At 69.2% G+C, this 23,392-nt stretch carries 20 protein-coding genes; 14 read left to right on the top strand and 6 right to left on the bottom strand.

Annotated features, from left to right (window positions below; genetic code table 11):
- Nucleotides 1-18 precede the first annotated feature (18 nt).
- The gene (locus DMB37_RS18000) at nt 19-1,077 is read left to right on the top strand and encodes an ABC transporter substrate-binding protein (RefSeq protein ID WP_240772437.1); all 1,059 of its coding nucleotides are present in this window, start codon (nt 19-21) and stop codon (nt 1,075-1,077) included.
- Here DMB37_RS18000 and DMB37_RS17995 read toward each other — a convergent pair.
- Entirely contained in the window at nt 1,074-2,105 is a 1,032-nt protein-coding gene (locus DMB37_RS17995; protein WP_135233702.1) for an XdhC family protein, read from the bottom strand. The two genes, DMB37_RS18000 and DMB37_RS17995, sit on opposite strands and share 4 nt — an antisense overlap.
- Nucleotides 2,106-2,118: 13 nt before the next feature.
- Entirely contained in the window at nt 2,119-2,718 is a 600-nt protein-coding gene (locus DMB37_RS17990; protein ID WP_135233701.1) for an NTP transferase domain-containing protein, read from the bottom strand.
- Between the two features lie 150 nt (nt 2,719-2,868).
- Here DMB37_RS17990 and uraD point away from each other — a divergent pair, with 150 nt between their 5' ends.
- The 4 genes from uraD to DMB37_RS17970 are packed head-to-tail and all read left to right on the top strand — an operon-like array spanning nt 2,869 to nt 5,947.
- Entirely contained in the window at nt 2,869-3,372 is a 504-nt protein-coding gene (gene uraD, locus DMB37_RS17985) for a 2-oxo-4-hydroxy-4-carboxy-5-ureidoimidazoline decarboxylase (RefSeq protein ID WP_135233700.1), read from the top strand.
- Nucleotides 3,369-3,686, top strand: coding sequence for a hydroxyisourate hydrolase (gene uraH, locus DMB37_RS17980; RefSeq protein WP_135233699.1), 318 nt, complete (start codon nt 3,369-3,371; stop codon nt 3,684-3,686). The genes uraD and uraH overlap by 4 nt, the downstream gene beginning before the upstream one ends.
- Nucleotides 3,687-3,692: 6 nt before the next feature.
- On the top strand, nt 3,693-4,598 hold the full coding sequence (gene pucL, locus DMB37_RS17975; protein ID WP_135233698.1) for a factor-independent urate hydroxylase: 906 nt from the start codon (nt 3,693-3,695) through the stop codon (nt 4,596-4,598).
- A complete protein-coding gene (locus tag DMB37_RS17970) occupies nt 4,586-5,947 on the top strand; it encodes an 8-oxoguanine deaminase (RefSeq protein ID WP_135233697.1) in 1,362 nt (453 codons plus the stop codon). Before pucL ends, DMB37_RS17970 begins: the two co-directional genes overlap by 13 nt.
- Nucleotides 5,948-5,961: 14 nt before the next feature.
- On the opposite strand, the gene DMB37_RS17965 is transcribed toward DMB37_RS17970, so the two are convergent.
- The gene (locus DMB37_RS17965) at nt 5,962-6,348 is read right to left on the bottom strand and encodes a hypothetical protein (RefSeq protein WP_135233696.1); all 387 of its coding nucleotides are present in this window, start codon (nt 6,346-6,348) and stop codon (nt 5,962-5,964) included.
- 237 nt (nt 6,349-6,585) lie between these two features.
- Between DMB37_RS17965 and DMB37_RS17960 the strand changes: the two genes are divergently transcribed.
- Nucleotides 6,586-9,471: a tetratricopeptide repeat protein gene (locus DMB37_RS17960; RefSeq protein WP_135233695.1), complete on the top strand. Its 2,886-nt coding sequence runs from the start codon at nt 6,586-6,588 to the stop codon at nt 9,469-9,471.
- Between the two features lie 6 nt (nt 9,472-9,477).
- Here the strand turns inward: DMB37_RS17960 and DMB37_RS17955 are convergent, their stop codons facing one another.
- A complete protein-coding gene (locus DMB37_RS17955; RefSeq protein WP_135233694.1) occupies nt 9,478-10,710 on the bottom strand; it encodes a M20 family metallopeptidase in 1,233 nt (410 codons plus the stop codon).
- Nucleotides 10,703-11,389 (bottom strand): 2OG-Fe dioxygenase family protein, encoded by a 687-nt coding sequence (locus DMB37_RS17950; RefSeq protein WP_167768876.1) that lies wholly within the window; start codon nt 11,387-11,389, stop codon nt 10,703-10,705. Before DMB37_RS17950 ends, DMB37_RS17955 begins: the two co-directional genes overlap by 8 nt.
- A gap of 593 nt (nt 11,390-11,982) precedes the next feature.
- On the opposite strand from DMB37_RS17950, the gene DMB37_RS17945 reads away from it, so the two are divergent.
- From DMB37_RS17945 to DMB37_RS17920, 6 genes are all read left to right on the top strand, one after another.
- Nucleotides 11,983-12,834: a xanthine dehydrogenase family protein subunit M gene (locus tag DMB37_RS17945; protein WP_135233692.1), complete on the top strand. Its 852-nt coding sequence runs from the start codon at nt 11,983-11,985 to the stop codon at nt 12,832-12,834.
- Nucleotides 12,831-15,656 carry a molybdopterin-dependent oxidoreductase gene (locus DMB37_RS17940; protein ID WP_135233691.1) on the top strand — a complete coding sequence of 942 codons (2,826 nt, stop codon included), beginning with the start codon at nt 12,831-12,833 and terminating at the stop codon, nt 15,654-15,656. Before DMB37_RS17945 ends, DMB37_RS17940 begins: the two co-directional genes overlap by 4 nt.
- Nucleotides 15,657-15,848: 192 nt before the next feature.
- A complete protein-coding gene (locus tag DMB37_RS17935) occupies nt 15,849-17,039 on the top strand; it encodes an aldolase/citrate lyase family protein (protein WP_135237644.1) in 1,191 nt (396 codons plus the stop codon).
- Entirely contained in the window at nt 17,036-18,073 is a 1,038-nt protein-coding gene (alc, locus tag DMB37_RS17930) for an allantoicase (protein WP_240772436.1), read from the top strand. Before DMB37_RS17935 ends, alc begins: the two co-directional genes overlap by 4 nt.
- Nucleotides 18,070-18,990 carry an allantoinase PuuE gene (gene puuE / locus DMB37_RS17925; RefSeq protein WP_135233690.1) on the top strand — a complete coding sequence of 307 codons (921 nt, stop codon included), beginning with the start codon at nt 18,070-18,072 and terminating at the stop codon, nt 18,988-18,990. Before alc ends, puuE begins: the two co-directional genes overlap by 4 nt.
- 101 nt (nt 18,991-19,091) lie before the next feature.
- Nucleotides 19,092-19,289: a hypothetical protein gene (locus DMB37_RS17920; RefSeq protein WP_135233689.1), complete on the top strand. Its 198-nt coding sequence runs from the start codon at nt 19,092-19,094 to the stop codon at nt 19,287-19,289.
- Nucleotides 19,290-19,334: 45 nt separating this feature from the next.
- On the opposite strand, the gene DMB37_RS17915 is transcribed toward DMB37_RS17920, so the two are convergent.
- Nucleotides 19,335-20,468, bottom strand: coding sequence for a S9 family peptidase (locus DMB37_RS17915; protein WP_135233688.1), 1,134 nt, complete (start codon nt 20,466-20,468; stop codon nt 19,335-19,337).
- Between the two features lie 523 nt (nt 20,469-20,991).
- On the opposite strand from DMB37_RS17915, the gene aceA reads away from it, so the two are divergent.
- Complete coding sequence (aceA, locus tag DMB37_RS17910; protein ID WP_135233687.1) at nt 20,992-22,281, top strand: isocitrate lyase; 1,290 nt, start codon at nt 20,992-20,994, stop codon at nt 22,279-22,281.
- A 196-nt stretch (nt 22,282-22,477) separates the two neighbouring features.
- Entirely contained in the window at nt 22,478-23,350 is an 873-nt protein-coding gene (locus DMB37_RS17905) for a 3-hydroxybutyryl-CoA dehydrogenase (RefSeq protein WP_107659627.1), read from the top strand.
- The last annotated feature ends 42 nt before the right edge of the window (nt 23,351-23,392 follow it).

Below are 23,392 nucleotides of genomic sequence, written 5' to 3'. Positions count from 1 at the left end.
AGCAGTACCGGGCCGACAATGAACCGACGGTCGCTGCTTCGCAGTTGCGCGCTGGCAGGCGCCGCGCTCGGCGGCGCCGGTCTGCTCGCCGCGTGCGGCGGCGACGCCACCGACTCGTCGGGCGGTTCCACCCCGGACGGCTCCAAGTATGGAACCGTCGCAATCCAGCTGTCCTGGCTGAAGAACATCGAATTCGCTGGCGAGTATTTCGCCGACAGCAGGGGCTATTTCAAGGAGGCGGGCTTCGGCTCGGTCGAGCTGATCGCGGGCGGCGCGGCGAGCACCTCGGTGGAGGCCGGGCTGGACGCCGGCAAGATCTGGCTGGGCCTGTCCGCGCCGCAGACCACCGCCCGAGCGGTGCTGGAGGGCCTGCCTGCCAAGATCGTCGCCACCACCTATCAGAAGAATCCCTTCGCGATCGTCAGCTCGGCCGCGAAGCCGATCAAGACGCCCGAGGACATGAAGGGCCGCAAGATCGGGGTGCAGGACGCCAATCAACCGATCTTCCATGCCCTGCTCACCGCCAACGGCATGCGGCCGGGCGATGTCACCATCGTGCCCGCGCAGTTCGATCCGTCCCCGCTGGCCAACGGCGAGGCCGACGGCTGGGTCAGCTACGTGACCAACGAGCCGATCACCTTGACGGCCAAGGGATTCGCGAACACGCACTTCCTGTTCGCCGACTACAACCTGCCGCTGGTGGCCGAGACGCTCACCGTCGAGCAGGTCACCATCGACAAGGAACGGGAGAAGCTGAAGGCGTTCCTCGTCGCCGAGATCAAGGGGTGGAAGGACGCGGTGGCCGACCCGGCGGAATCCGCGCGGCTCGCGGTCGAGGTGTACGGCAAAGGCCTGCAGCTCGACTTGGCCGAGCAGACGAAACAGGCGGTGGCGCAGAACGATCTGGTCACCTCGCCGGATACCGCCGCCAACGGGTTGCTGACCATGACCGACACGCTGATCGAGCAGAACATCACCGCATTGCGGGCGGCCGAGCTGGCGATCACGGCCGATCAGCTGTTCGACCTGTCCGTGCTGCGCGAGGTGTATGCGGAGAACCCGGGCCTGAAGGCTTAACTGCTCAGTCCGACAACAGTTTTCAGCGGCTGTGGGTTGGTGCTGTGCTGCGCGTGCCGTCCGGCCTGTTCGGTCCTGGCGGCGATCAGCTCGGCGGCGATCGCGACGGCCATCTCGGCGGCGGTGCGCGCGCCGACGTCCAGTCCGGCGGGGGAATGCAAACGAGACAGCGTCGCCTCGGAGAAGCCGCCTGCCCGGAGGTCTTCCATGCGCTGGGTGTGCACGGTGCGCGCACCCATGGCGCCGAGGTAGCCGAGCTCGGGTAGTCGGAGCGCGACGGTGAGCAGCGGAATCTCGAACTTCGGATCATGCGAGGTGACGACGATGCCGGTGCTGCTGTCGATTTCGCCGGCCGAGGACAGCGTGTTCAGGTATCGGTGCGGCCAGTCGACGACCACCTCGGCGCCGGGGAACTTCTCGGGCTTGGCGAAGTTCTCCCGCGAGTCGCAGATGGTGACCCGGTAGCCGAGGAGCTTGGCCTGCACGGTCAGCGCGGCGGCAAAAGAGTTGGCGCCGAAGATGATCAGCCGCGGCGGCGGGGCGAACGACGCGACGAACACATCGGAATCCGGTAGCGCGAGCAACTCGGTGCCGTGGCGTTTATCGGTGATCAGGTGCTGGCCGATCAGGTCCGCATCGGAGTTCCACACCACGGTGAACACGGTGATCCGGCGGTGTGCCGCGATCTCCGCGGCGACGAGGGGAAACTCGGGAAAGTGCCTGCGCGAGAACGGTTCGACGAACACATCCATCATGCCGTCGCGGTCCGCGCTGCCCTCCACGCCGGTAGCCACGCCGTAGCGGTGCATCGCGCGCTGACCGGTTCGCGCGGCATGCAGCACGGCCTCGTAGGCGATCTCCTCGAGCCCGCCGTCGGTGACCGCGCCGTAGACGCCACCGTCCGGATCGACGAGCATGGCCGAGCCGACCGGTAAGGGGGCCGAGCCCATCGTGCGCACTATGGTGGCCAGCCCGCCGGTGCGCCCGGAATGCCATACCCGCAATAGGTCGTCGACGATGTCCCGCATCTGCCCGCTCCGATCACCGTGCGGACGAGGCCGGGTAGTCACGATCGACGCCCGTCGCCAAATCGTCGCACGTGACGCACACCATATCGTTCTTGCGCGACAAATAGGTGCGCGCACCCGAATCTCCTACGGCCTCCTGACATATCGAGGTCCAGTGCTTGTGGGCGAGCACAACGGGGTGCCCCGGTGTGTTGTGGAACACAGCACGGGCCAGGCCGCTCGGCGCGGTGAACGCGGCCGCGGTGACCCGGGCGACCACATCGGCGCCGACGTCCGGGGTGTCCACCGGCATGATCGCGGCGAAGCGGGCGGGGGTGCGCGCGGCGGCGATCAGCCCGGCCCGAACGGACGCACCGAGCCCGGTAGCCCAGTCCGCGGCCCAGACGGATTGAACGCCGGCGGGCAGGTCGAGCGGCGTCGGATCGGGACCGGTGGCACCGAGCACCACGATCACCGGATCGCACCCGCCGTCGCGCAGCGCGGCCACCGCGCCGCGCAGCCAGGCGCCGCCCTCGGCCAGCGCTTTCGGCCGGCCGTAGCGCGTTCCGGCGCCCGCGGCGAGCAGGATGCCCGCACAGTTCGGCGGGGTGGCCGGGCGATCGGGTACAGCCATGGGTACGACGGTAGTCCGGAACCGCCGGCCGCGCGTGCCGGAAGAGTGCTGCTCGCGGCCTTGCCCGGCCATTTTCTTTGCGGCGACACGCCGGGGGTGATCTATCTCTTTCGGGTGGCGGCCGGGCGGGTCGTATTCGATGCTGGTCCGATGACAGACGACGGGGCGGGTCTCGCCGGGTTCAACGCGTTGCCTGCGAACGTGGCGACCAAGGCATTGCTCACGTGTTGCTCGTCGCTCGGGTGGGCCCGCGCACTGGTCGAGGGCCGGCCGTATCCGAGCGTCGACGCGGTGCTCGACACCGCCGATGCGGTGCTCGCGGAGCTGCCCGAGTCCGAGATTGATCGGGCGCTCGCCGGGCACCCCAGGATCGGCGAGCGACCGGATACGGCGGCCTCGGCGCGGGAGCAAGCCGGGGTGGCCACCGCGGCGGACGCGGTACGGTCGGCGCTCGCGGCCGGAAACCGGGCCTATGAGGCGCGGTTCGGCTACCGCTATCTGGTGTGTGCGAGCGGAAGATCGGGCAGCGAGCTGCTCGCGATTCTCGAAGACCGACTCGGCAACGATGCCGAGACCGAAAGGCGGGTCATGCGAACAGAACTGGCGAAGATCAATCGGATCCGACTGCGCGCACTGCTGGCGGCGACCCGATGAGCACGGTGAGCACCCACGTGCTGGACGCGGTACGCGGCGCGCCGGCCAAGCACGTCGCCGTAACGCTGTATCGCGGTGCAGAGCAGCTGAACTCGGGAACGACCGACGCGGACGGCCGGATCGGCGCGCTGGCCGAGGCCCTCGCGCCGGGCACCTATCGGCTGGTGTTCGACACCGGCGCCTACTTCGCCGGACAACACGTCGACACCTTCTACCCCGAAGTGTCGGTGACGTTCGCCGTCACCGAGGAGCGGCACTATCACGTCCCGTTGTTGCTGTCGCCGTTCGCCTTTTCCACCTATCGAGGGAGCTGACCGAGCATGGAGTTGACCGGGCCGATCGAGCTGACCGACCACCGATACGGCAAGGCCGAGAACCGGATCGTCCGGATCTGGCGGCAGACCGCGCGCCACGAGATCCGCGACGTGAACGTGTCCACCGTGCTGCGCGGGGACTTCGCCGACGCCTATGTCGCGGGTGATCAACGCAAGGTGCTACCCACCGACACCCAGAAGCAGACCGCTTACGCCTATGCGAAACAGCCTGGGCTACAGGCGATCGAGGACTACGCGCTCGCTTTGGCCGGCCACTTCGTCGACGAGGTCGAGCCGGTGACCAGCGCGCGCGTCGAGGTCGACGAGTATGCCTGGCAGCGGGTGACGGTCGACGGACGCGAACACGAGCACACCTGGGTCCGGCAGGGCTCCGAGGTGCGTACCGCCGCGGTGACGGTCGCGGGTACCGGCGCCGAGCGGCAGGCCTGGGTGATCGGCGGGATGAAGGACCTGACCATCCTGAAGTCGACCGGGTCGGAGTTCGCCGACTTCCTGAGCGACGAATTCACCGTGCTCGCCCCGACCCACGATCGAATGCTGGCCACCTCGCTGGCGGTGCAATGGCGCTTCGCGGGCACCACCGGCATCTCCTGGGACGAGGTGTACGCCGGTGTCCGGGCGCGGCTGGTCGAGACGTTCGCGACGCACCATTCGAAGGCGTTGCAGCAGACGCTGTTCGAGATGGGCAAGGCCGCGCTGACGGCCTACCCCGTGCTCGCCGAGATCCGGCTGGCCGCGCCGAACAAGCACCACTTCGACTACGACCTGGATCGCTTCGGTATCGAGAACCACGGCGAGGTGTACTACGCCGCCGATCGCCCGTACGGGCTGATCCACGCGACCGTGCAGCGGGCCGACGCACCCGAGGCGGGACCCGCATGGCTGCCGTGACGGTCATCGAGGGCGGTGCCGTCGCGACCGTCGACGCGCACGGCACCGAATACCGCGACGGCTATGTCGTGCTGCGCGGCAACAGGATCGAGGCCGTCGGCGCGGGTGCGGCACCGGCGCTCGACGGTCAGGTGCGGCGCATCGATGGCCGTGGCTGCCTGCTGACCCCCGGCCTGGTGAACACCCACCACCACCTCTATCAGTGGATCACCCGGGGCCTGGCCGCGGACAACACGCTGTTCGAGTGGCTCACCACGCTCTACCCGATCTGGGCGGGCATCGACGAGGAAGCGGTGCGGATCGCGGCGACCGGTGGGCTCGCCGCGCTGGCCCGCACCGGCTGCACCACCACGACCGACCATCACTACGTGTTCCCGCGCGAAGGCGGTGACCTGCTCGGCGCCGAGATCGCCGCGGCCGCCGAGGTGGGCCTGCGCTTCCATCCGTGCCGGGGCTCGATGGATCTGGGCGCGAGCGCGGGTGGCCTGCCGCCCGATCACGTGGTGCAGTCGTTGGACGACATCCTGGCCGACAGCGCGGCGGCCATTGCCCGCCATCATGATCCGTCGTTCGACTCGATGCTGCGCATCGCCCTCGCCCCGTGCTCGCCCTTCTCGGTGACGCCGGAGCTGCTGCGGGAATCGGCCGCGCTGGCCCGCGCGGCGGGAGTGCGGCTGCACACGCACGTCGCCGAGACGATCGATGAACAGGACTATTGCGCAGCGACATTCGGCTGCACGCCCGCGCAGTACATGGAGCGACTCGGCTGGGTCGGTGCCGATGTCTGGTGGGCCCACGCTATCCACCTGGACGACTCCGCGATCGAGACCATGGCGAAAACCGGTACCGGAGTGGCGCATTGCCCCACCTCGAATGCGCGCATCGGCGCGGGTATCGCACGCACCGCCGACCTGGTGCGCGCGGGCGTCCCGGTGGGCCTCGGCGTGGACGGCGCGGCGAGCAACGAGTCGAGCTCGATGATCGAGGAGCCGCGCAATGCGCTGTTCTTCGCGCGCAACACCGGCGGCCCGCGTGCGATGACGGTGCGAACGTCGTTGGCGCTGGCCACGATCGGCGGCGCGCGCGTGCTCGGCCGCGACGCCGAGATCGGCTCGATCGAGCCGGGCAAGCTCGCCGACCTGGCGCTGTGGCGCCTGGACACCCCGGCGCACGCGGGCATCGACGATCCGGTGACCGCGTTGGTGCTCGGTTCGGCGCCACCCCTCGCGGCGCTGATCGTCAACGGCCGCGAGGTGGTTCGCGACGGCCGGCTGCACACCGTCGACGAGGACATCGTCGGGGCGCAGGTGGCTCGAGCACAGGCGGCGTTGGTGGCCAAGGCGCGGTAGCGCCCGGTTCGAGCTCAGGCCGCGAACGAGGTCACGCCATGTGCCAGTGCGGCAGCGGATCTGAGCCGATCATCGGTCGGGCCGACCGGCGGCTCCGGCTCGGTCGACCCGGCGGGCGCCCGCAACGCCAGCAGGCTCATGACGTCGTGCAGCGTGCAGTCGAGCTCCGTCGCGTGCAGCTGCGCGACTTCGTGATCGAGTCCAGCCGGGTGCGGCTGCTCGAGCACGATCATCTCGGCGAGCACCATGCCCGCCATCGCCTGATTTCTGCTGAGCCGCCGGTTGGTCGGCAAGTAGGACAGCACCCACCTGCCCCGGTCCTGTTCGGGAATATCGATCCGGAACGCGGCCTCGTGCACCACGTCACTGGTGATCAGCCAGCCTGTCGCCGTAATAGCCATCGTGCGACCTCTTTTCATCCGCCCCGCGTTGTCACGTTGTCCCGGTGACACCTTCCAGGATGGCAGTTCGGGCGGGTGCGGGGCGATCCCAGCGGGTGCGGCGTTTTATCGGGTTGACGCATTTACTTGACCTGGGAAAACGCTACTGATACCAAGGAATTAATCACAATCAGCGTCTCGATTCTCCGGCGCAGGCCGCGCCCTTGCCGGAGGCTTCGCGCGCGGGAGGGTGGCGGGATGGATCGATCCGGCCGAACCGACCGCTGGCGTCCCGGCGGCACCCTCACCGCCGAGCAACGGCGGCGCCTGCGTGATCGCCTGGCCGACTTGGGTTTGACCGAGCTGCAGCTGCTCGAGCCGCTGGCGGGGGAACTGCGCCAGCGCGGGTACCGGCCGCGCGCGGCCTGGCGTTACGCCAACGGATTGACCCAGGCCGCGGTCGCCGAGCGGTACAACGAGCTGACCGACAGCGCGCGGGCGGCGATGAAGGCCAGCCGGATCTCGGAGTACGAGGCGTGGCCCTTCGCCAGGGACGGCACCGACCCCGAGGACGAGGACCACCGGCCGAGCGGGGCCCGGCCCACCATTCGCGTGCTGAAAAACCTTGCCACCATTTACGGTACGACCTGGGACCAGCTGATCGATCTCGCCGATCTGTCCTACATGCCGCACGCCGAGCGGCTGGAGTATCACGAGGTGGTGGCCAGACGATCCGTCGGTCGCCAGCCGGTGCGCGCGGGTCGCGACCTGCCCGCGGAGGTGCCGCACTTCACCGGTAGGGAAGGTCCGAAAACGCAACTGCGCGAACGGGTCGCCGCGCACCTGCGTAGCGGGACGGTCGCCGTGCACGTCATCGTCGGGCTCACCGGCATCGGCAAGACGGCGCTGGCCAGGTACGCGGTCGCGGTCTTCGGTAAGCACTACCCGGACGGCACCATCTGGGTCGACCTGCACGGCTACACCCTCGGCCGGGAGCCGCGCGAACCGGTCGACGTGCTCGAGCAACTGTTGTTGCAGATCGGGGTGCCGCGCGAGACCATCGACGCGGATCTGGCCGGGCGGGCCCACCGCTGGCGCGGCGCGACCAGGCAGCGGCGGATGCTGATCGTGCTCGACAACGCGCTCGACAGCGCCCAGGTGAAACAGCTACTGCCGCAGGCACCGGGCTGTTTCGTGCTGATCACCAGCCGGAGCAAGCTCACCGGGCTGGCCGAGGCGGCACCGCTGCGGCTGGACGTGATGGAGTGGGCCGAGGCGGAGGAGCTGCTGGTCAAGCTGGGTAATCTGCGATCGGGCTACGATCGGGGCGCGGTGCGGCAGATCCTGCAGACCGCGGGTCGGCTGCCCCTGGCCATCCGGCTGATCGGCGGCCAGATCGCCCACCACGGCGAGGCCATGCTGGCCGACAGCGCGGCCGATATCGCGCAGCTGACCGAGCGGATCAAGCGCGCCCCCGCGGATCGCACGAATGGCTCGGCGACCGAACATCTGCTGGACCGGTTCACGGCCGAGGACGAATCGCTGCGGGCCGCGTTCGAGCTGTCGTATCAGCGGCTGGGTGATGCCGGGCTGCAACGCGCCGTCCGGCTGCTCGGCTGGTTCCCCGGCCCGGAGATCACCGCCGAGGCGATGGCGACCATGGCCGCGGTGCCGCTGCGCGACGGGAAGACGTTGGTGCGCAAGCTTTTCGAGGCGGGCTTTCTGGATCCGTCGCCGGGCGGTCCCGGCGGCGCGCGCTACCGGATGCACGACCTGACCCGCTTGTGTGCGCGCCTGCACGCCGAACGCGAGGACGCACCGGTGGAGTACGCGAAGGTGGTCGACCGCCTGGTCGGGTCCGGCCTCGCGGTGGCCCGCCGGGCCAGTAGGCATCAGCTGTTCGATCCGTCCGGCAGCGAACATCTTTCGAACCCCTCCGCAGACACGGCGCGGGCCAGAGCCTGGCTCACCAGAGAACGCGAGATGCTGGTCAGCTGCCTGCGCGGCGCCGAAGCCTCCTCGGCGGCAGCGGAATTGGCCACCCGACTGGCCTCGCACCTGTCCGGCACCGGCCACTGGTCGCTGGCATTGCGCCTCTACGCACGGGCCTTGGATATCGCCGTCGAGATCGCCGATCGGCGCGCACAAGCCTGGGCGCTGGTGGGCAAGGGCCGCATCGACCGACTGATCGGGCAGCACCAGCAGGCGTGCGCCGGATTCCGGCTGGCCAGTGAGATCGCCGTGGACTTGACCGATCGGCAGTGCCACGCGGCCGTGCTGTGTGAGCTCGGGCAGACGGCGCGGGTCACCGGCGACCACAAGGCGGCGCGACGCTATTTCAGCGAAGCGCTCGCCATCGCCCGGGACATCGACGATCGGCCCACCGAATGCGACGCCCTGGACGGGCTCGCCCACGTCGAGCGGGCCTCCTCGGAGTACCGCGCCGCCTGGAATTGCTCGGCGCAGGCGCTGGCCATCGCGGAGGCCATCGACGATCCGGTCCGCATCGCCACCGCGCAGTGGGGGTTCGCGGAGGTGGTCCGGCGCCTCGGCGATGCCGAGGGCGCCGAACGCCGCTACGCCGAGGCGCTGGACATCGCCAGGAGCCTGAATCATCAGAAGCTGGAGGGCGATGCGCTGCGCGGGCTCGGCCACATCGAACGGCTGGTCGGTGACCACGAGACCGCGCGGCGCTATTTCGACGACGCGCTCGAGATCGCCCGTCGCATCCATGACCGCTACGGCGAGGGCTGGACACTGTGGGGGCTCGGCAATCTCGCGCGTAAGTCGGGATCGCCTGCCCAAGCCCGCGACATGTTCCAGGGTGCCTACGAGATCGCCGTCGAGATCAATGATCCGCTCGGGCAGGTCGACGCGCTGCGCGGGCTCGGGCATATCGAGCGGCACTTCGGCCGATTCGACTCCGCCCGAAGGTATTACACCGAATCGATGGGTGTCGCGTACCGGATCTGCGACCCGTTGGGTCGCGCCGACGCGTTGCGCAGCCTGGCTGGGGTCGCGTCGGCGACCGGTGCCAGGGGCGAGGCCGAAGCGCTGCTCGCGCAGGCGGTCGGGCTCTACGACGGCATCGGGGTGCAACTCGCGGCCCAGATGCGCACGGAGCTGCGCACCCGAGGCAGGTGAGTTCGGTTATCCGCAGCGTCGCTCGGCCAAGAGCGCGAGAGTGTCTGCGCAGGCCCGCATTTCGCTGATCAGCACGTGGTGTTCGGTGTCGGGTGTGGCGCCGCGCGGCCCGAACAGGCAGCATTCGATGCCCGCCCGGCTCAGGTGGGTGGTGTCGTTGCCGCAGTAGGAGTACGGCAGCGCCAATCCGGTCTCCTCGACCTGGAAATCGGAGACCCTCGGCAGCAGTTCGGCGATGTCGCGCACCACCGCGCAGTCGGCGGGCATGTCCATCGGCGGCATATCGGTGCCGCCGACCCGGTACTGCGGATCGACCGGGTGCTCCACGACGATCTGGGCCTCGGGGAAGGCATCGCGCACGCGGTCCAGCACCACGTCGATGGCCTTGCTGACGTTGTGCGGCTCGTGCGGCGGCGGATAGCGCAGATCGACGAGGGCGGTGGCCTTGTCCGAGCAGTAACTCACCCCCGACAGATCGTGTCCCTCGCCGCGGCCCGCGATCAGACTGGCCACCTGAAGTCTTGGCAGCGGCGGGAATTCGCTGTTGCGCAGGCCGAGGTCGGCGGTGTCGAGCAGGTCGAGCACGCGGCGCAGCACCGCGACCGCGTCCACGCCTTCGTGGTGCCTGCTGGTGTGCGCGGTGGTGCCGCGCACCACGATGGCGAACTTGTGCACCCCGGCGGTGCGGGTGATCACCCGGCGGACCGAATACGGCTCGGGGACCACGGCGGCGTCGGCGGTGAGCCCGCTGCGCAGGGCGTGCCTGGTGCCGACCCCGCCTTGCAGCTCGCCGACGACGAACTCGAGCAGCAGGGGACGCCGCAGCGCCATTCCGCTGCGGCGCACCGCTATCGCCGCACCGAGGATCGCCGCGAGACCACTCTTCATGTTGTGCAGGCCCGCACCGTAGAGCCGGTCACCCTCGCGCCGGGCGGTGAACGGCTCGCCCGGCTGGTCGCGGCCGAGCGGATCCATGTCGAGGTGGCCGTTGAGTAGCAGCGCGGGGGTGCCGTTCTCCGGGCCGAGCCGCGCGATCGTCTGGAGCCGACCGGGCTGTACCTCTTGGTGGTACGCGTGGATGTCGTTGCGGGCGAGGGTATTCCGGACATGAAACGCCAGCGGCGTCTCCTGCCCGGTGAAGGAGGGGACCGCGGTGAGCCCGGCAGCCAGCTGCACGAGCTCGTCGTCGGGCAGCAGCCGGGGCAGCTGGTCGACGAAGGTCGTTGTCGAACTATTCACGCTTTCTGAATCCGATCAGCAGGACATCGCGTAACCCGGCGCCCGCGTCGGGATCGGTCACCGTGATTGTCGTCGTGTAGTGCAGTACCCGTTCGTCGTCGAAGACGTAGGAGTCGAGCGGGTTTTCCAGGACGAAGCCGCACAGCTCCCGGTCCGGGTCGTAGCGATCGTAGAGGGCGGAGACGCCGCCGGTGACATTGGTCCGCTGGATCAGGTGTGCGGAGCCCGCGATCAGGCCGTCGCGGTGCTTGCCCTCCGGCGCGGGATGGCCGGGCGCGATCAGGCGCATGTAGTGAGCGTCGACGAGGCAGTGCGGCGTGGTGTGCACCGACAGCACGCCGTTGGCCGCGAGCAATTGGGCGACGGCGGTGGCGATCTGCCTGGTCGGCTCGGTCGCCGGGTGCTCGGGCGGGATCAGCTTGAAGGTGCGCTCGATATCGCCTGCCACCGGGTTGACCCGCTTGGACTGCACGTACGGCGGCGGCTGGTCGATCGCGGTGAGAGCGCCGGGTCCGTCCTCGGCCAACCGGGCCGTGGCCAGGTCGAAGCACTGATATGCCCGGCGGCGGTACTGTTCGCCGCCCGGTAGCCAGTGGTCGAGCTCGGTGTCGTCCCGAAACGTGCGATGCAGGACATGGAGGTCGTGCTCGGTGAGGGGGAAATCGTCCGCCGTCATCATCCAGGAGGACGGTGTGTCCGCGGAGCGGGGCTCGAGCAACTCGTGGTCGGCGGTCGCCGCCCGCTGGTTGGCGTTTATCGGTGGCCCTTCCGTGTCGGGACATGGCTGCCGACAGCAGGGGCCGCCGGTGGCACACATCAGTAAGGGACGACCCGACGATGCGTGGGAAATGTCACACAGAGCGGGCCGCGATGGAGATTAATCCGGCGGCTGCCCGGTTGTCGAGTGTGGAACGTGTTCGATCGCGCGTGTCGACAGCGCGCCGTGGACCGGGGGCGCGGCGTGTCGGACGAGGGTGGTGCCGTCGCGCGATTCTCGCGACCAGTGCGGGTAGCTGTCTTAAATAGACCGGCAGGTATCTAATGAGCATTGGGCCTGTTCAGGGCAGGTGCGGGATACTGGAACGGAGTCGCCTCTGAATGTCTCCGAGGCGGACGGGACGGACGTCGAGTGCCGCGGGGGTGTGCGGGCGATCCCGGGAAGCGGAGTGTGCGGTCAGGTAACGGCCGCGCAATCTGGGGCGGGAGTTGTGCAACATTGCGGCAACTCCCCGCTCCTACTGTGGCCGTAGCGGCAATGGAGTGAGGTGAGACGTGGACCTGGACACGATCCGGGAGGTGTCGGTGGCGCGGGAGCGCGCTGACCTCGGCGCCGTCGGTGGTTCGTGCGCGGTGCTCGCCGGCGGGACCTACTTGTTCTCCGAGCCGCACAACCAGCTGGACCGGCTGATCGACATCACCGCGCTCGGCTGGCCCGCGTACACCGTCGGGCCCGACGGGCTGGAGATCGCGGCGACCTGCACGCTGGCCGAGTTCGCCGGTGCGGTGCCCGGTCGCGAGCTCGGTGCGCCGGTGTTGCGCGAAGAGTGGCCGGGGACACGGCTCTTCGCGCAGGGTTGCCGGGCTTTGCTTGCGTCACACAAGATCTGGCGGACCGCCACGGTGGGTGGCAACGTCTGTTTGTCGCTGCCCGCCGGTGGTGTGCTCGCGGCGCTGACCGCGCTGGACGGGGTGGCGCTGGTGTGGGGCCGGGAGAGTGAGGATCGACGGATCCCGTTGCGGGAGTTCGTACTCGGTCCGGAGGAGAATGTGCTGCGGACCGGCGAGGTGTTGCGTTCGATCACCGTGCCGACGGCGAGCCTGCTGGCGCACACCAGTTTTCGGAAGGTGGCGCTCGCGCCGCTCGGCCGGTCCGGGTCCGTGGTGATGGGGCGTCGTGAGCCGAGTGGTCGATGTGTCGTCACCATCACCGCCGCCACCGGGCGGCCCATTGTGCTGGATTTCGCTGAGCCGCCGAGCGCGGCCGAGATCGACGCCGAGGTTGCCGGGATAGCTCCGTCGCTGTGGTTCGACGACCCGCACGGCGCGCCCGACTGGCGTCGCCACGTCACCGGCGTACTCGCTCGCGAGGTCGCCGATGAGTTACGAGACGGGGGGCGGCCATGAGATTCGAAGTCGACGGCAGGCCCGTCGAGGCCGACCCGCGCCCGGGGCAATGCCTGCGTACCCTGCTGCGCGAGCATGGCACGACATCCGTGAAAAAGGGTTGTGACACAGGCGATTGCGGTGCCTGCTCCGTGCAGCTCGACGGAACGACCGTGCACTCCTGCCTGATTCCGGCCCACCGCGTCGCCGGTCGTGCGGTCACCACGGCTGCCGGGCTCGGCACCACCACCGACCCGCATCCCGTGCAGCGCCGCTTCGTCGAGAACGCCGCCTTCCAATGCGGGTTCTGTACCGCGGGAATGGTGGTCACGGCGGCGGGCCTCGGCTGCGGGACCGAGGATGGCCCAGCCGACGCCGAAGTGGCCGAGCTGATGAAGGGAAACCTGTGCCGGTGCACGGGTTATCGGTCGATCGCCGAGGCGCTCGCCGGCCGAGCGCCCGCCGGCGCGACGCAAGCGGATGGCGCCGGAGTATGCGCGGGATCCGAGCACTCGGTCGCCGGGCGCGCCGGTAGTGGAGTCGGAGCTCCCGCCGGGGCGCGGATCGTGCGTGGCGCAGAGCCTTTCACCTTCGACACCGGCGCCATGCTGTCGTCGGCGAACGAGGGCACCGAGGAAGCGAATTCTCCTGACGCACTCGAGGTCTCGCCACCCACCGCACCCCTGCACATCGCGGTCCTGCCCAGCCCCCATGCGCACGCCCGCATCGTGTCCATCGACACGGCAGCGGCCGAGGCCGTGCCGGGCGTGCACGCCGTGCTGACCTACGCGGACGCGCCGGACGTGGCGTTCTCCACTGCCCGGCACGAGTTGCGGGCCGACGACCCCGACGACACCTATGTGCTCGATCGGACGATGCGCTTCGTCGGGCAACGGGTCGCGGCGGTGGTCGCGGAGAGTTCGGCGGCCGCCCGCGCGGGATGCCGGGCCTTGCGGGTCGAGTACGAGGTGCTGCCCGCGGTGTTCGATCCGGTCGAGGCCTTGGCGCCGGAAGCACCGAAACTGCATGCAGGGAAACCGGATTCGGCGCGGATCGCGGACCCGGCGCGCAATCTGATCGCCGAGATCCACGGCGAGGTCGGCGAGGTGTCGGCCGGGCTCGCTACGGCGGCGAAAGTGGTGCGCGGCGTGTGGCATTCGCCGCGTGGACAACACGTGCATCTGGAGACCCACGGCGGCATCGGCTGGTTGGACGCCGACGGCAGGCTGGTCATCCGGTGCAGCACCCAGGTGCCGTTCCTGGTGCGCAACGAGCTGTGTCAGGTGTTCGGGCTGCGGCGCGATCAGGTGCGGGTGTTCGCCACCAGGGTCGGCGGCGGGTTCGGCGCCAAGCAGGAGATGCTGGCCGAGGACCTCATCGCCCTCGCGGTACTGCGGACCGGGCGGCCCGTGCAGTACGAATTCACCAGGGCCGACGAATTCACCTCGGCGACTTGCCGTCATCCGATGCGGGTCGCGGTGACCGCGGGCGCCGACGCCGACGGTGTGCTGACCGCACTGGCGGTCGACGTGCTCGCCGACGCGGGCGCGTACGGCAACCACAGCGCCGGGGTGATGTTCCACGGCGTCGGCGAGTCGATCGAGGTGTACCGCTGCGCCAACAAGCGGGTGGACGCACAGGCGGTGTACACCAACAACATTCCCTCCGGCGCCTTCCGCGGCTACGGACTCGGGCAGGTGATCTTCGGGATCGAGTCCGCGCTGGACGAGCTGGCGCGCGAACTCGGCATCGATCCGTTCGACTTCCGGCGGCGCAACGTGGTGGTGCCCGGTGACGAGTTCGTCGGCGCCGAGGTGGACGACAGCGACCTGACCTTCGGCAGCTACGGCCTCGACCAATGCCTCGACCTGGCGGAACGAGCACTGTTGCGGGGCAACGAAACAGCGGCGCCCGGCCCACAATGGCGGACCGGCACCGGCATGGCGTTGGCGATGATCGCGACCATCCCGCCGCGCGGCCATTCGGCCGACGCGACGATCACCCTGCTGCCCGACGGCCGGTACGAACTCCGGGTCGGTACCGCGGAATTCGGCAACGGCACCACCACCGTGCACGCGCAGCTCGCGGCCACGGCGCTGGAGACCGACGCGGCGCGCATCGTGGTCCGGCAATCCGACACCGATCTGATCGGGCACGACACCGGCGCGTTCGGCTCCACCGGAATTGTGGTGGCGGGCAAGGCAAGCTACGCGGCGGCACTCGAACTGCGCAGGCTGATGCTGGCCCGAGCGGCGAAGCTGGCCGGGCTTCCGGAACGCGACTGCATGCTGGTCGCCGGCGGAGTCCGGTGCGGCGACCAGATATTCGGCGTCACCGAATTGCTGGCCGACGGCGAACTGACCGCGCACGGCGAGCACGCGGGCACGCCGCGCTCGGTGAGCTTCAACGTGCATGCGTTCCGGGTGGCCGTGCACCCGGACACCGGCGCGGTGCGCATCCTCCAGTCGATCCAGGCCGCCGACGCTGGAACCGTACTCAACCCGGTGCAGTGCCGGGGGCAGGTGGAGGGCGGCGTCGCGCAGGCCATCGGCACGGCGCTGTACGAGGACATGCGCAGCGAGCGCGGCGTGGTCACCACGCACTCGCTGCGGCACTATCACATTCCGCAGTTCGCCGACGTGCCGCGCACCGAGGTGTACTTCGCCGACACCGCCGACGAGTTCGGCCCGCTGGGCGCCAAGTCGATGAGCGAGTCCCCGTACAACCCGGTCGCCCCGGCGCTGGCGAACGCGATACGCGATGCTGTCGGGGTGCGACCTGACCGGTTGCCGATGACGGCTGATCGGATCTGGCGCGCCATGCAGGAAGGAGACCGACGGTGACCCAGCGCCGTGAGCGAGCGTCAGCGAGCGAACCAAAGGCACAGCGCGGCCCGATGCACGACGGGAGCCGAGCGTCAGCGAGGCGGAGTTGTGCGTCAGGACGGAGGCGGCAGCTTGCGTAACCACGGAGGACAAGCGAACGACGCCGATCGAACACAGCTGCCGGAGAATGTCCGGGCCAGGATCGATGCCATGCTCGATACCGTCGACACGGAGTTGCGCACGCGCTATCCGGGGACGGACGGGCGGGCGCAGCCGATTCACACCGCCTATGTCCCGGCCGACCGGATCATGGAGGACACTCCGAGCGTCTGGGGCTCGGCGGCCGTCGAGCTGCTGGATCGCCACCACGACCTGCTGGCCGAGCTGGATTCGACGGGCTCGCTGCCCGATGTACGCAAGCGGCTGGCACAGGATCCGATTCAGGATCTGCGCATCGACTTCGAAGACGGTTACGGCTTCCGCTCGGACGCGGAGGAGGACGAGGCGGCCAGCGCCGCGGGTGCGGTGCTCGCCACCTGGGCGTACACGCCGTACCGCCCGCAGAGCTACGGAATCCGGACGAAGGGCCTGGCCGTCGGCGAGCGCAACCGCACCGTGCGCACCCTGGAGCTGGTGCTGGCGGCCATGGTCGACGTGCCTGCGGGTTTCGTCTTCACCGTCCCCAAAATCCGGGCCGCCGAGCAGGTTCCGGCGCTGGTCGCGCTGTGTGAAGGACTGGAGAGCGGCTACCGGCTGCCCGCGGGCACGCTGCGCTTCGAGCTGCAGATCGAGAGCCCGCAGGCGATCATCGCCGCCGACGGCACCGCGCCGATCGCCCGCATGATCGGCCTGGCCGAGGGCCGATGCAGCGCATTGCATTTCGGCACCTACGACTACACCGCCGCCTGCGGTGTCGCCGCGCCGGACCAGGCACTCGACCACCCGGCCGCAGACTACGCGAAGTCGGTCATGCAGGTGGCGGCCGCGCAGACCGGCGTCTGGGTGTGCGACGGCTCCACCCAGATCGTGCCGGACACCGAGCCGGAAGCGGCGCTGCGCAATCACCACCGCCTGGTCGGCCGGTCGCTGCGCCGCGGCTACTACCAGGGCTGGGACATGCACCCCGGCCACCTGGTCACCCGCTGGCTGGCGACCTACGACTTCTTCCGGCAGGCGATCGACGTGGCCGTGCCGCGCTTGCAGGCATACCTGGACCGTCGCTCGGGTGGGGTGATGGACGAGCCTGCCACCGCGGAAGCCCTGGCGGCCACCGTCTTACGCGGCGTGGAATGCGGCGCACGGACCGCCGAAGACCTCGCCGCCCGAGCGCCCGAATTGTCACCGGCGGTGTTGCGTGCCTTGGTCACGCGTGCGCCGATTCCGCAGGAGGTACGGTCATGACCGCCGAAATCGTCACCGGCGGCGGGAAATCCGCGCCGCACGTGCGCGCCCATCCCACGGGAAGTACGGCCGCCGCCGCGGACTTCACCCTGCTGCCCGACCTGGCCGTCCGCCCGCTCGGCGGGTCGGTGATCTGGGCGAACGACGAATTCTTCGCGGAGAAGGAGAATTTGATCAACCCGGGTCCGGCGGAGTATCAGCCCGCGACCTTCGGGCACAAGGGTCAGGTCTACGACGGCTGGGAAACCCGCAGGCACCGGGGCCGTCCCGGCGACGACTCCGCCGTCGTGCGGCTCGGCGTGCCCGGCGTGATCCGCGGCGTCGTGGTCGACACCGCCTGGTTCAAGGGCAACTATCCGCCCGCGATCTCGGTGGCCGCGCTGGAGGTCGTCGACTATCCGTCCGCGGAAAGCATTGCCGCCCGCGACGATTGGGAAACGCTGATCGACCACGCGCCGGTGGCCGGGGACAGCCGCAATCCTTTCGCCGTCGCGAGCGAGCGGCGCTGGACCCACGTCAAACTCACCATGCACCCCGATGGCGGGGTGGCGCGGCTGCGGGTGCACGGCGAGGGCAGTCCCGACCCCCGGCTGCTCGGGCTCGGCCCGCTCGACCTGGCGGCGCTGGAAAACGGTGCGCTGGTGCTCGATTGCTCCAACCGCTTCTACAGTTCGCCGAATCAGCTGCTGTATCCCGGACTGGCCCGGCGGATGGGCGACGGCTGGGAGACCGCCCGCCGTCGCGACGACGGCAACGACTGGGTGCGGATCCGGCTCGCCGGGCCCGGCCTGATCCGGCTCGCCGAGATCGACACCTCGTACTTCCTCGGCAACAGCCCCGGCGCGGCGCGCCTGACCGGGCGCACCAACGACGGCACCGAGCTCGAATTGCTGCCGCGCACCGACCTTTTGCCCGACACCAGGCACCAGTTCGCCATCGCGCCGATGGCGGCGTCGGTGGAGGAGGTGCGGTTGGACATCTACCCCGACGGCGGTCTCGCCCGGCTGCGGCTGTTCGGCGAGCTCGGCGGATGAGCGAGCCGGTCGCGCCGAGCCGCGACTTCATCGGCTACGGCCCGACACCGCCCGATCCGCGGTGGCCCGACGATGCGCGGATCGCCGTCCAATTCGTGCTGAACTACGAAGAAGGCGGCGAGCTCAACGTGCTCGACGGCGACGAGCACTCGGAGACCTTTCTCTCGGAAATGACTCCGGCGCAGGCTTTTCCGAATCGGCACATGAGTATGGAGTCGCTCTACGAGTACGGCTCCCGCGCCGGGCTGTGGCGCGTGCTGCGCGTCTTCGAGCGCCGCGGCCTGCCGCTGACCGTCTTCGCCGTCGCGCACGCGCTGCGGCGAAACCCGGAGGCGGTAGCCGCTTTTGGTGAACTCGGGCACGAGATCACCTGCCACGGCCTGCGCTGGAAGTCCTACCAGCTGACCGACCGTGACACCGAGCGTGCCGAGATGGCCGAGGCGGTGCGCATCCTCACCGAACTCACCGGCGCCGCACCGCTGGGCTGGTACACCGGGCGCGACTCACCGAACACCCGAGAGCTGGTGGTCGAGCACGGCGGCTTCGTCTACGACGCGGACTCCTACGCCGACGACCTGCCCTACTGGGTCACCGTGCACGGCCGAGACCACTTGGTGGTGCCGTACACGCTGGACACCAACGACATGCGGTTCGCCTCGGCCGCGGGCTTTCCCACCGGCGAGCAGTTCTTCGCGCACCTGCGCGACGCCTTCGACGTGCTGTATCGCGAAGGCGCGCAAGGCAGTCCGAAGATGCTGTCGATCGGGCTGCACTGCCGCATCGTCGGCCGCCCGGCCAGGACCGCCGCGCTGGAACGCTTCCTGGACCATGTGCAGTCGCACGACAAGGTGTGGATCACCCGCCGCATCGATATCGCCGAGCATTGGCGCCGGATCCATCCGGCACGCGCCGACTGAGTTCCGCACCGCGTCGTACGAGGCAACATAATTCGGGTCATGCGTAGCGAGGGTCTCGCCGATTAAGGTTCGGCCGTCTACCCGATGCACGAGGAGTTCGAATGTTCGCAGTACGTGGATTCGCCGCCGCCGCCGTGATCGGTGCCGCCACCCTGATCGGCGCCGGGGCGGCCGCTGCGGCGCCGTTGCCGCTCGAGCCGCATGCGCCGGTACAGGTCGAGACCGTCCAGGGCTCCTGTGGCGGCGTCACGCACCCGTTCGCACTGCTGGTCTGCACGATCAGCAGCCTGTCCGGCTAGAGCGGGGCGGCGCGGCCGCTCGACGAGCGGCCGCGCACAGTCGGCTCAGCCGAACAAGCCACGCACGAACGGCACCGAATCCCGCAGCGAAGCGTTCACCGCGCCGCTGTGGTCTTCCGGGTAGGTGTGCAACTGCACCGGTTGTCCGTTCGCCTGCAACACGGCGGCGAACCGCAGCGTCTCCGGCGTGATGACGTCGGTGTCGCGCAGTCCCTGGCCCAGGAATACCGGCTTGTCGTAGCCGGACTCGGGCAGCCCGAGGTAGCGGGTGAGCAGTCCGTGCAGGTCGGGGATCTGGTTGAGCGGCTTGCTGAACAGGTTGCCGATCACCACGCCCGCGGCCGCGAGTTCGTCGCCGAGCGGTACGAGGCAATCCTCGCGCGCCTTGGCGAGCCACGACCGGCCCGCGTCGGTGAGGAACGACTCGATGTTCAGCTCCGGGTAGGTGGTGCGCAGCCCGTTGAGGATGTAGAGCGTGTAGCCCGTGCTGTGCGGGCTCAGCTTCACCGGCGGTATGCCCGGGCCGAGCGGTGTCAGGATGTCCTCGATGTACGCGGGTACGCCGGTGCCGACCGCGCCGCGGTAGTCGAGCTCCGGACCACCGAATTCAGTGGCGTAGCGCGCGGTATAGACGGCAGCACCGCCGCCCTGGGACTGGCCGACCACCACCCATTTCTTGGCGAGCGACGGATACTGCGCGGTGGCCGCCCGGACCGCGCCGACGACGTTGTGCGCCTCGACGATCCCGTTGAGATACGGGTGCTCACCCGGTGTGCCCAGCCCGGCGTAATCGGCGGCGACGATCGCGTAACCCTGCTGTAGCCAGGTGCCGAGGTAGGCCCAGTCGCGTTCGACCGCACCCGGCCCCGCGACGCTGTACGCGCAGTTGTCGCCGAGGCCGACGGTGCCGTGTGCCCAGGCGATCACCGGCCAGCCGCCCGCCGGTGGCTCGCCCGGCGGGAAGTAGACGGCCGCGCTCGCCGTGGCGGGCACGTTGTTCGCGGTGGTCGAGCTGTACAGCAGGCGGGCCGAGTTCACCGAGCCCGGCAGGGTCGCGGCCGGGGTCAGCGGGGCGACCGACTCGACCGTGCCCGCTGGCGCGGCGGTCGCGACCGGCAGATTCAGCAGACCTGCGGTGCAGGCGAGGGTGACCGCGGCGGCGAGGACCGATTTCCGCATGGGGACTCCTGTTCGGGTGCGCAGTGCTGCCGGGTGTCCGGGCAGTGCTGCCGTGGGTCGCGGACGCCCGTGGGGCGCCGGACGCATGTCCAAGTTCGGATTCGCCTCAGTCTGCCCGACGCCGCGCACCCGGCCGAGGCGAGGGTGGCGTGGCCCACACGGGCGGCACCTGCCCGGACTTGTGAACGTCCTCACAACCCGGAATGCCGCGCCCGGTCGATGACCGATGCCCCGCCGATCTCTAACAGTACGAGCGTTACGCTAAAACCGCACGTCAGGGCTACCAGTCGGTAGGTTCGCCGTTTGCAATTAGCCCGCTAATTTCGCAAAGTTAGCAAACCGGGATCGAAACCTAGCTTAGATTCGCATTACCAACAGGTAGACGGCCATTTCGCATTGTGCAATCGTGTGGAAGTACACCCCATGGGCCTAGCAAGCCTGCAAATTGCCGCTCCAGCAGTTCGAGCTGTTTCACCGCTCGGCCGTGGGGCAATCGACTTAAAACGAGGAAGTGGAGTCAGAGATGTCGAACGCCGGCACCCCGAAGACCGCTGCGGAAATCCAGCAGGACTGGGACACCAACCCCCGCTGGAAGGGCGTCACCCGTAACTACACCGCCGAGCAGGTGTCGAAGCTCCAGGGCACCGTCGTCGAAGAGGCCACCCTCGCTCGCCGCGGTTCGGAGATCCTCTGGGATCTCGTGAACAACGAGGACTACATCAACTCGCTGGGCGCCCTGACCGGTAACCAGGCGGTTCAGCAGGTCCGCGCCGGCCTGAAGGCCATCTACCTGTCCGGTTGGCAGGTCGCCGGTGACGCGAACCTGTCCGGCCACACCTACCCGGACCAGTCGCTGTACCCCGCGAACTCGGTGCCGTCGGTGGTGCGCCGCATCAACAACGCGCTGCTGCGCGCCGACGAGATCGCCAAGGTCGAGGGTGACACCTCGGTCAGCAACTGGCTGGCGCCGATCGTCGCCGACGCCGAGGCCGGCTTCGGTGGCGCGCTGAACGCCTACGAGCTGCAGAAGGCCATGATCGCCGCCGGTGCCGCCGGCGTGCACTGGGAAGACCAGCTGGCCTCGGAGAAGAAGTGCGGCCACCTCGGTGGCAAGGTGCTGATCCCCACCCAGCAGCACATCCGCACCCTGACCTCCGCGCGCCTGGCCGCCGACGTCGCCGACGTGCCGTCGGTGATCATCGCCCGCACCGACGCCGAGGCCGCCACCCTGATCACCTCCGACGTGGACGAGCGCGACCGGGAGTTCCTGGACGGCACCCGCACCGCCGAGGGCTTCTTCGGTGTGAAGAACGGCATCGAGCCCTGCATCGCGCGGGCCAAGGCCTACGCCCCCTACGCCGACCTCATCTGGATGGAGACCGGCGTGCCGGACCTCGAGGTCGCGCGCAAGTTCGCCGAGTCGGTCCGCAGCGAGTTCCCGGACCAGCTGCTGGCCTACAACTGCTCGCCCTCCTTCAACTGGAAGGCGCACCTGGACGACGCGACCATCGCGAAGTTCCAGCGTGAGCTCGGCGCGATGGGCTTCAAGTTCCAGTTCATCACCCTGGCCGGCTTCCACTCGCTCAACTACGGCATGTTCGACCTGGCCTACGGCTACGCCCGCGAGGGCATGACCGCCTTCGTCGACCTGCAGGAGCGCGAGTTCAAGGCCGCCGCCGAGCGTGGCTTCACCGCCATCAAGCACCAGCGTGAGGTCGGTGCCGGCTACTTCGACACCATCGCCACCACGGTCGACCCGAACACGTCCACCGCGGCGCTGAAGGGCTCCACCGAAGAGGGCCAGTTCCACTGAGCCACTCGTGATTCGCCCAGGGAATGAGGTTCCCGACGTGAATACCGATAACCCCCTGTAGGGGTGTACCGCCCTCCCCGCCTGAACAGCCCCGGCGGGGAGGGCATCCCTATACCTTGGAGCATCGAAGGGCCGCTCACACCAGAGCACACCCCTTCCAGCCACCGACTAGCCAGACCAACAGCAGGAGCGGGACGTGAGCAGCGAGAAGATTCAACGCGTCGGTGTCATCGGCGCCGGACAAATGGGTGCCGGAATCGCGGAGGTGTGTGCCAGGGCGCACGTCGACGTGCTCGTCTTCGAACAGACCAGGGAATTGGCCGCCGCGGGTCGTGCCCGCATCCTCCGTTCGCTCGACCGCGGTGTCAGCAGCGGCAAGATCACCGAGCGGGAGCGCGAGCAGGCAGCCTGGCGACTGCGGTTCACCTCCGACCTCAACGACTTCGCCGACCGCCAGCTGGTGGTCGAGGCGGTGCTCGAGGACGAGAAGGTGAAGACCGCCATCTTCGCCGAGCTGGACAAGGTCGTCACCGACCCGTCCGCGGTGCTGGCCTCCAACACCTCCTCCATCCCGATCATGAAGATCGCCGTCGCCACCACCCAGCCCGAGCGCGTGGTCGGCATGCACTTCTTCAATCCGGTGCCGGTGCTGCCGCTGGTCGAGCTGGTCACCACGCTGAAGACCAGCGAGGCCGTGTCCAAGCGGGCCGAGGCGTTCGCCGGCGACGTGCTGGACAAGCAGGTCGTGCGCTCCGCCGACCGCTCCGGCTTCGTGGTGAACGCGCTGCTCGTGCCGTACCTGCTCTCGGCCATCCGGATGGTCGAGTCCGGCTTCGCCACCAAGGACGACGTCGACAAGGCGATGGTGCTCGGCTGCGCGCACCCGATGGGCCCGCTGGCGCTGACCGACCTGGTCGGCCTGGACACCGTCAAGTCGATCGCCGACTCGATGTACCAGGAATTCAAGGAGCCGCTGTACTCGGCTCCGCCGCTGCTCATGCGTATGGTCGAAGCTGGGTTGCTCGGCAAGAAGACCGGCGCCGGTTTCTACCAGTACAACCGGGCCTGAGCTCGTTTCGATTCAACCCAGGCGCAATAGCGTGCGGCGTCC

The sequence above is a fragment of the Nocardia sp. CS682 genome, from assembly GCF_004634405.1.
Lineage (GTDB): Bacteria > Actinomycetota > Actinomycetes > Mycobacteriales > Mycobacteriaceae > Nocardia > Nocardia ninae.
The sequence above is the reverse complement of the archived record's forward strand: the minus strand, read 5'-3'. Positions and strand labels throughout refer to the sequence as shown.

Bases quoted from the DNA above. Each gene is read 5' to 3' on its own strand.
- DMB37_RS18000 (WP_240772437.1), top strand. From the start codon at position 19: ATGAACCGACGGTCGCTGCTTCGCAGTTGCGCGCTGGCAGGCGCCGCG.
- DMB37_RS17995 (WP_135233702.1), bottom strand. From the start codon at position 2,105: ATGCGGGACATCGTCGACGACCTATTGCGGGTATGGCATTCCGGGCGC.
- DMB37_RS17990 (WP_135233701.1), bottom strand. From the start codon at position 2,718: ATGGCTGTACCCGATCGCCCGGCCACCCCGCCGAACTGTGCGGGCATC.
- uraD (WP_135233700.1), top strand. From the start codon at position 2,869: ATGACAGACGACGGGGCGGGTCTCGCCGGGTTCAACGCGTTGCCTGCG.
- uraH (WP_135233699.1), top strand. From the start codon at position 3,369: ATGAGCACGGTGAGCACCCACGTGCTGGACGCGGTACGCGGCGCGCCG.
- pucL (WP_135233698.1), top strand. From the start codon at position 3,693: ATGGAGTTGACCGGGCCGATCGAGCTGACCGACCACCGATACGGCAAG.
- DMB37_RS17970 (WP_135233697.1), top strand. From the start codon at position 4,586: ATGGCTGCCGTGACGGTCATCGAGGGCGGTGCCGTCGCGACCGTCGAC.
- DMB37_RS17965 (WP_135233696.1), bottom strand. From the start codon at position 6,348: ATGGCTATTACGGCGACAGGCTGGCTGATCACCAGTGACGTGGTGCAC.
- DMB37_RS17960 (WP_135233695.1), top strand. From the start codon at position 6,586: ATGGATCGATCCGGCCGAACCGACCGCTGGCGTCCCGGCGGCACCCTC.
- DMB37_RS17950 (WP_167768876.1), bottom strand. From the start codon at position 11,389: ATGATGACGGCGGACGATTTCCCCCTCACCGAGCACGACCTCCATGTC.
- DMB37_RS17940 (WP_135233691.1), top strand. From the start codon at position 12,831: ATGAGATTCGAAGTCGACGGCAGGCCCGTCGAGGCCGACCCGCGCCCG.
- DMB37_RS17935 (WP_135237644.1), top strand. From the start codon at position 15,849: ATGCTCGATACCGTCGACACGGAGTTGCGCACGCGCTATCCGGGGACG.
- alc (WP_240772436.1), top strand. From the start codon at position 17,036: ATGACCGCCGAAATCGTCACCGGCGGCGGGAAATCCGCGCCGCACGTG.
- puuE (WP_135233690.1), top strand. From the start codon at position 18,070: ATGAGCGAGCCGGTCGCGCCGAGCCGCGACTTCATCGGCTACGGCCCG.
- DMB37_RS17920 (WP_135233689.1), top strand. From the start codon at position 19,092: ATGTTCGCAGTACGTGGATTCGCCGCCGCCGCCGTGATCGGTGCCGCC.
- DMB37_RS17915 (WP_135233688.1), bottom strand. From the start codon at position 20,468: ATGCGGAAATCGGTCCTCGCCGCCGCGGTCACCCTCGCCTGCACCGCA.
- aceA (WP_135233687.1), top strand. From the start codon at position 20,992: ATGTCGAACGCCGGCACCCCGAAGACCGCTGCGGAAATCCAGCAGGAC.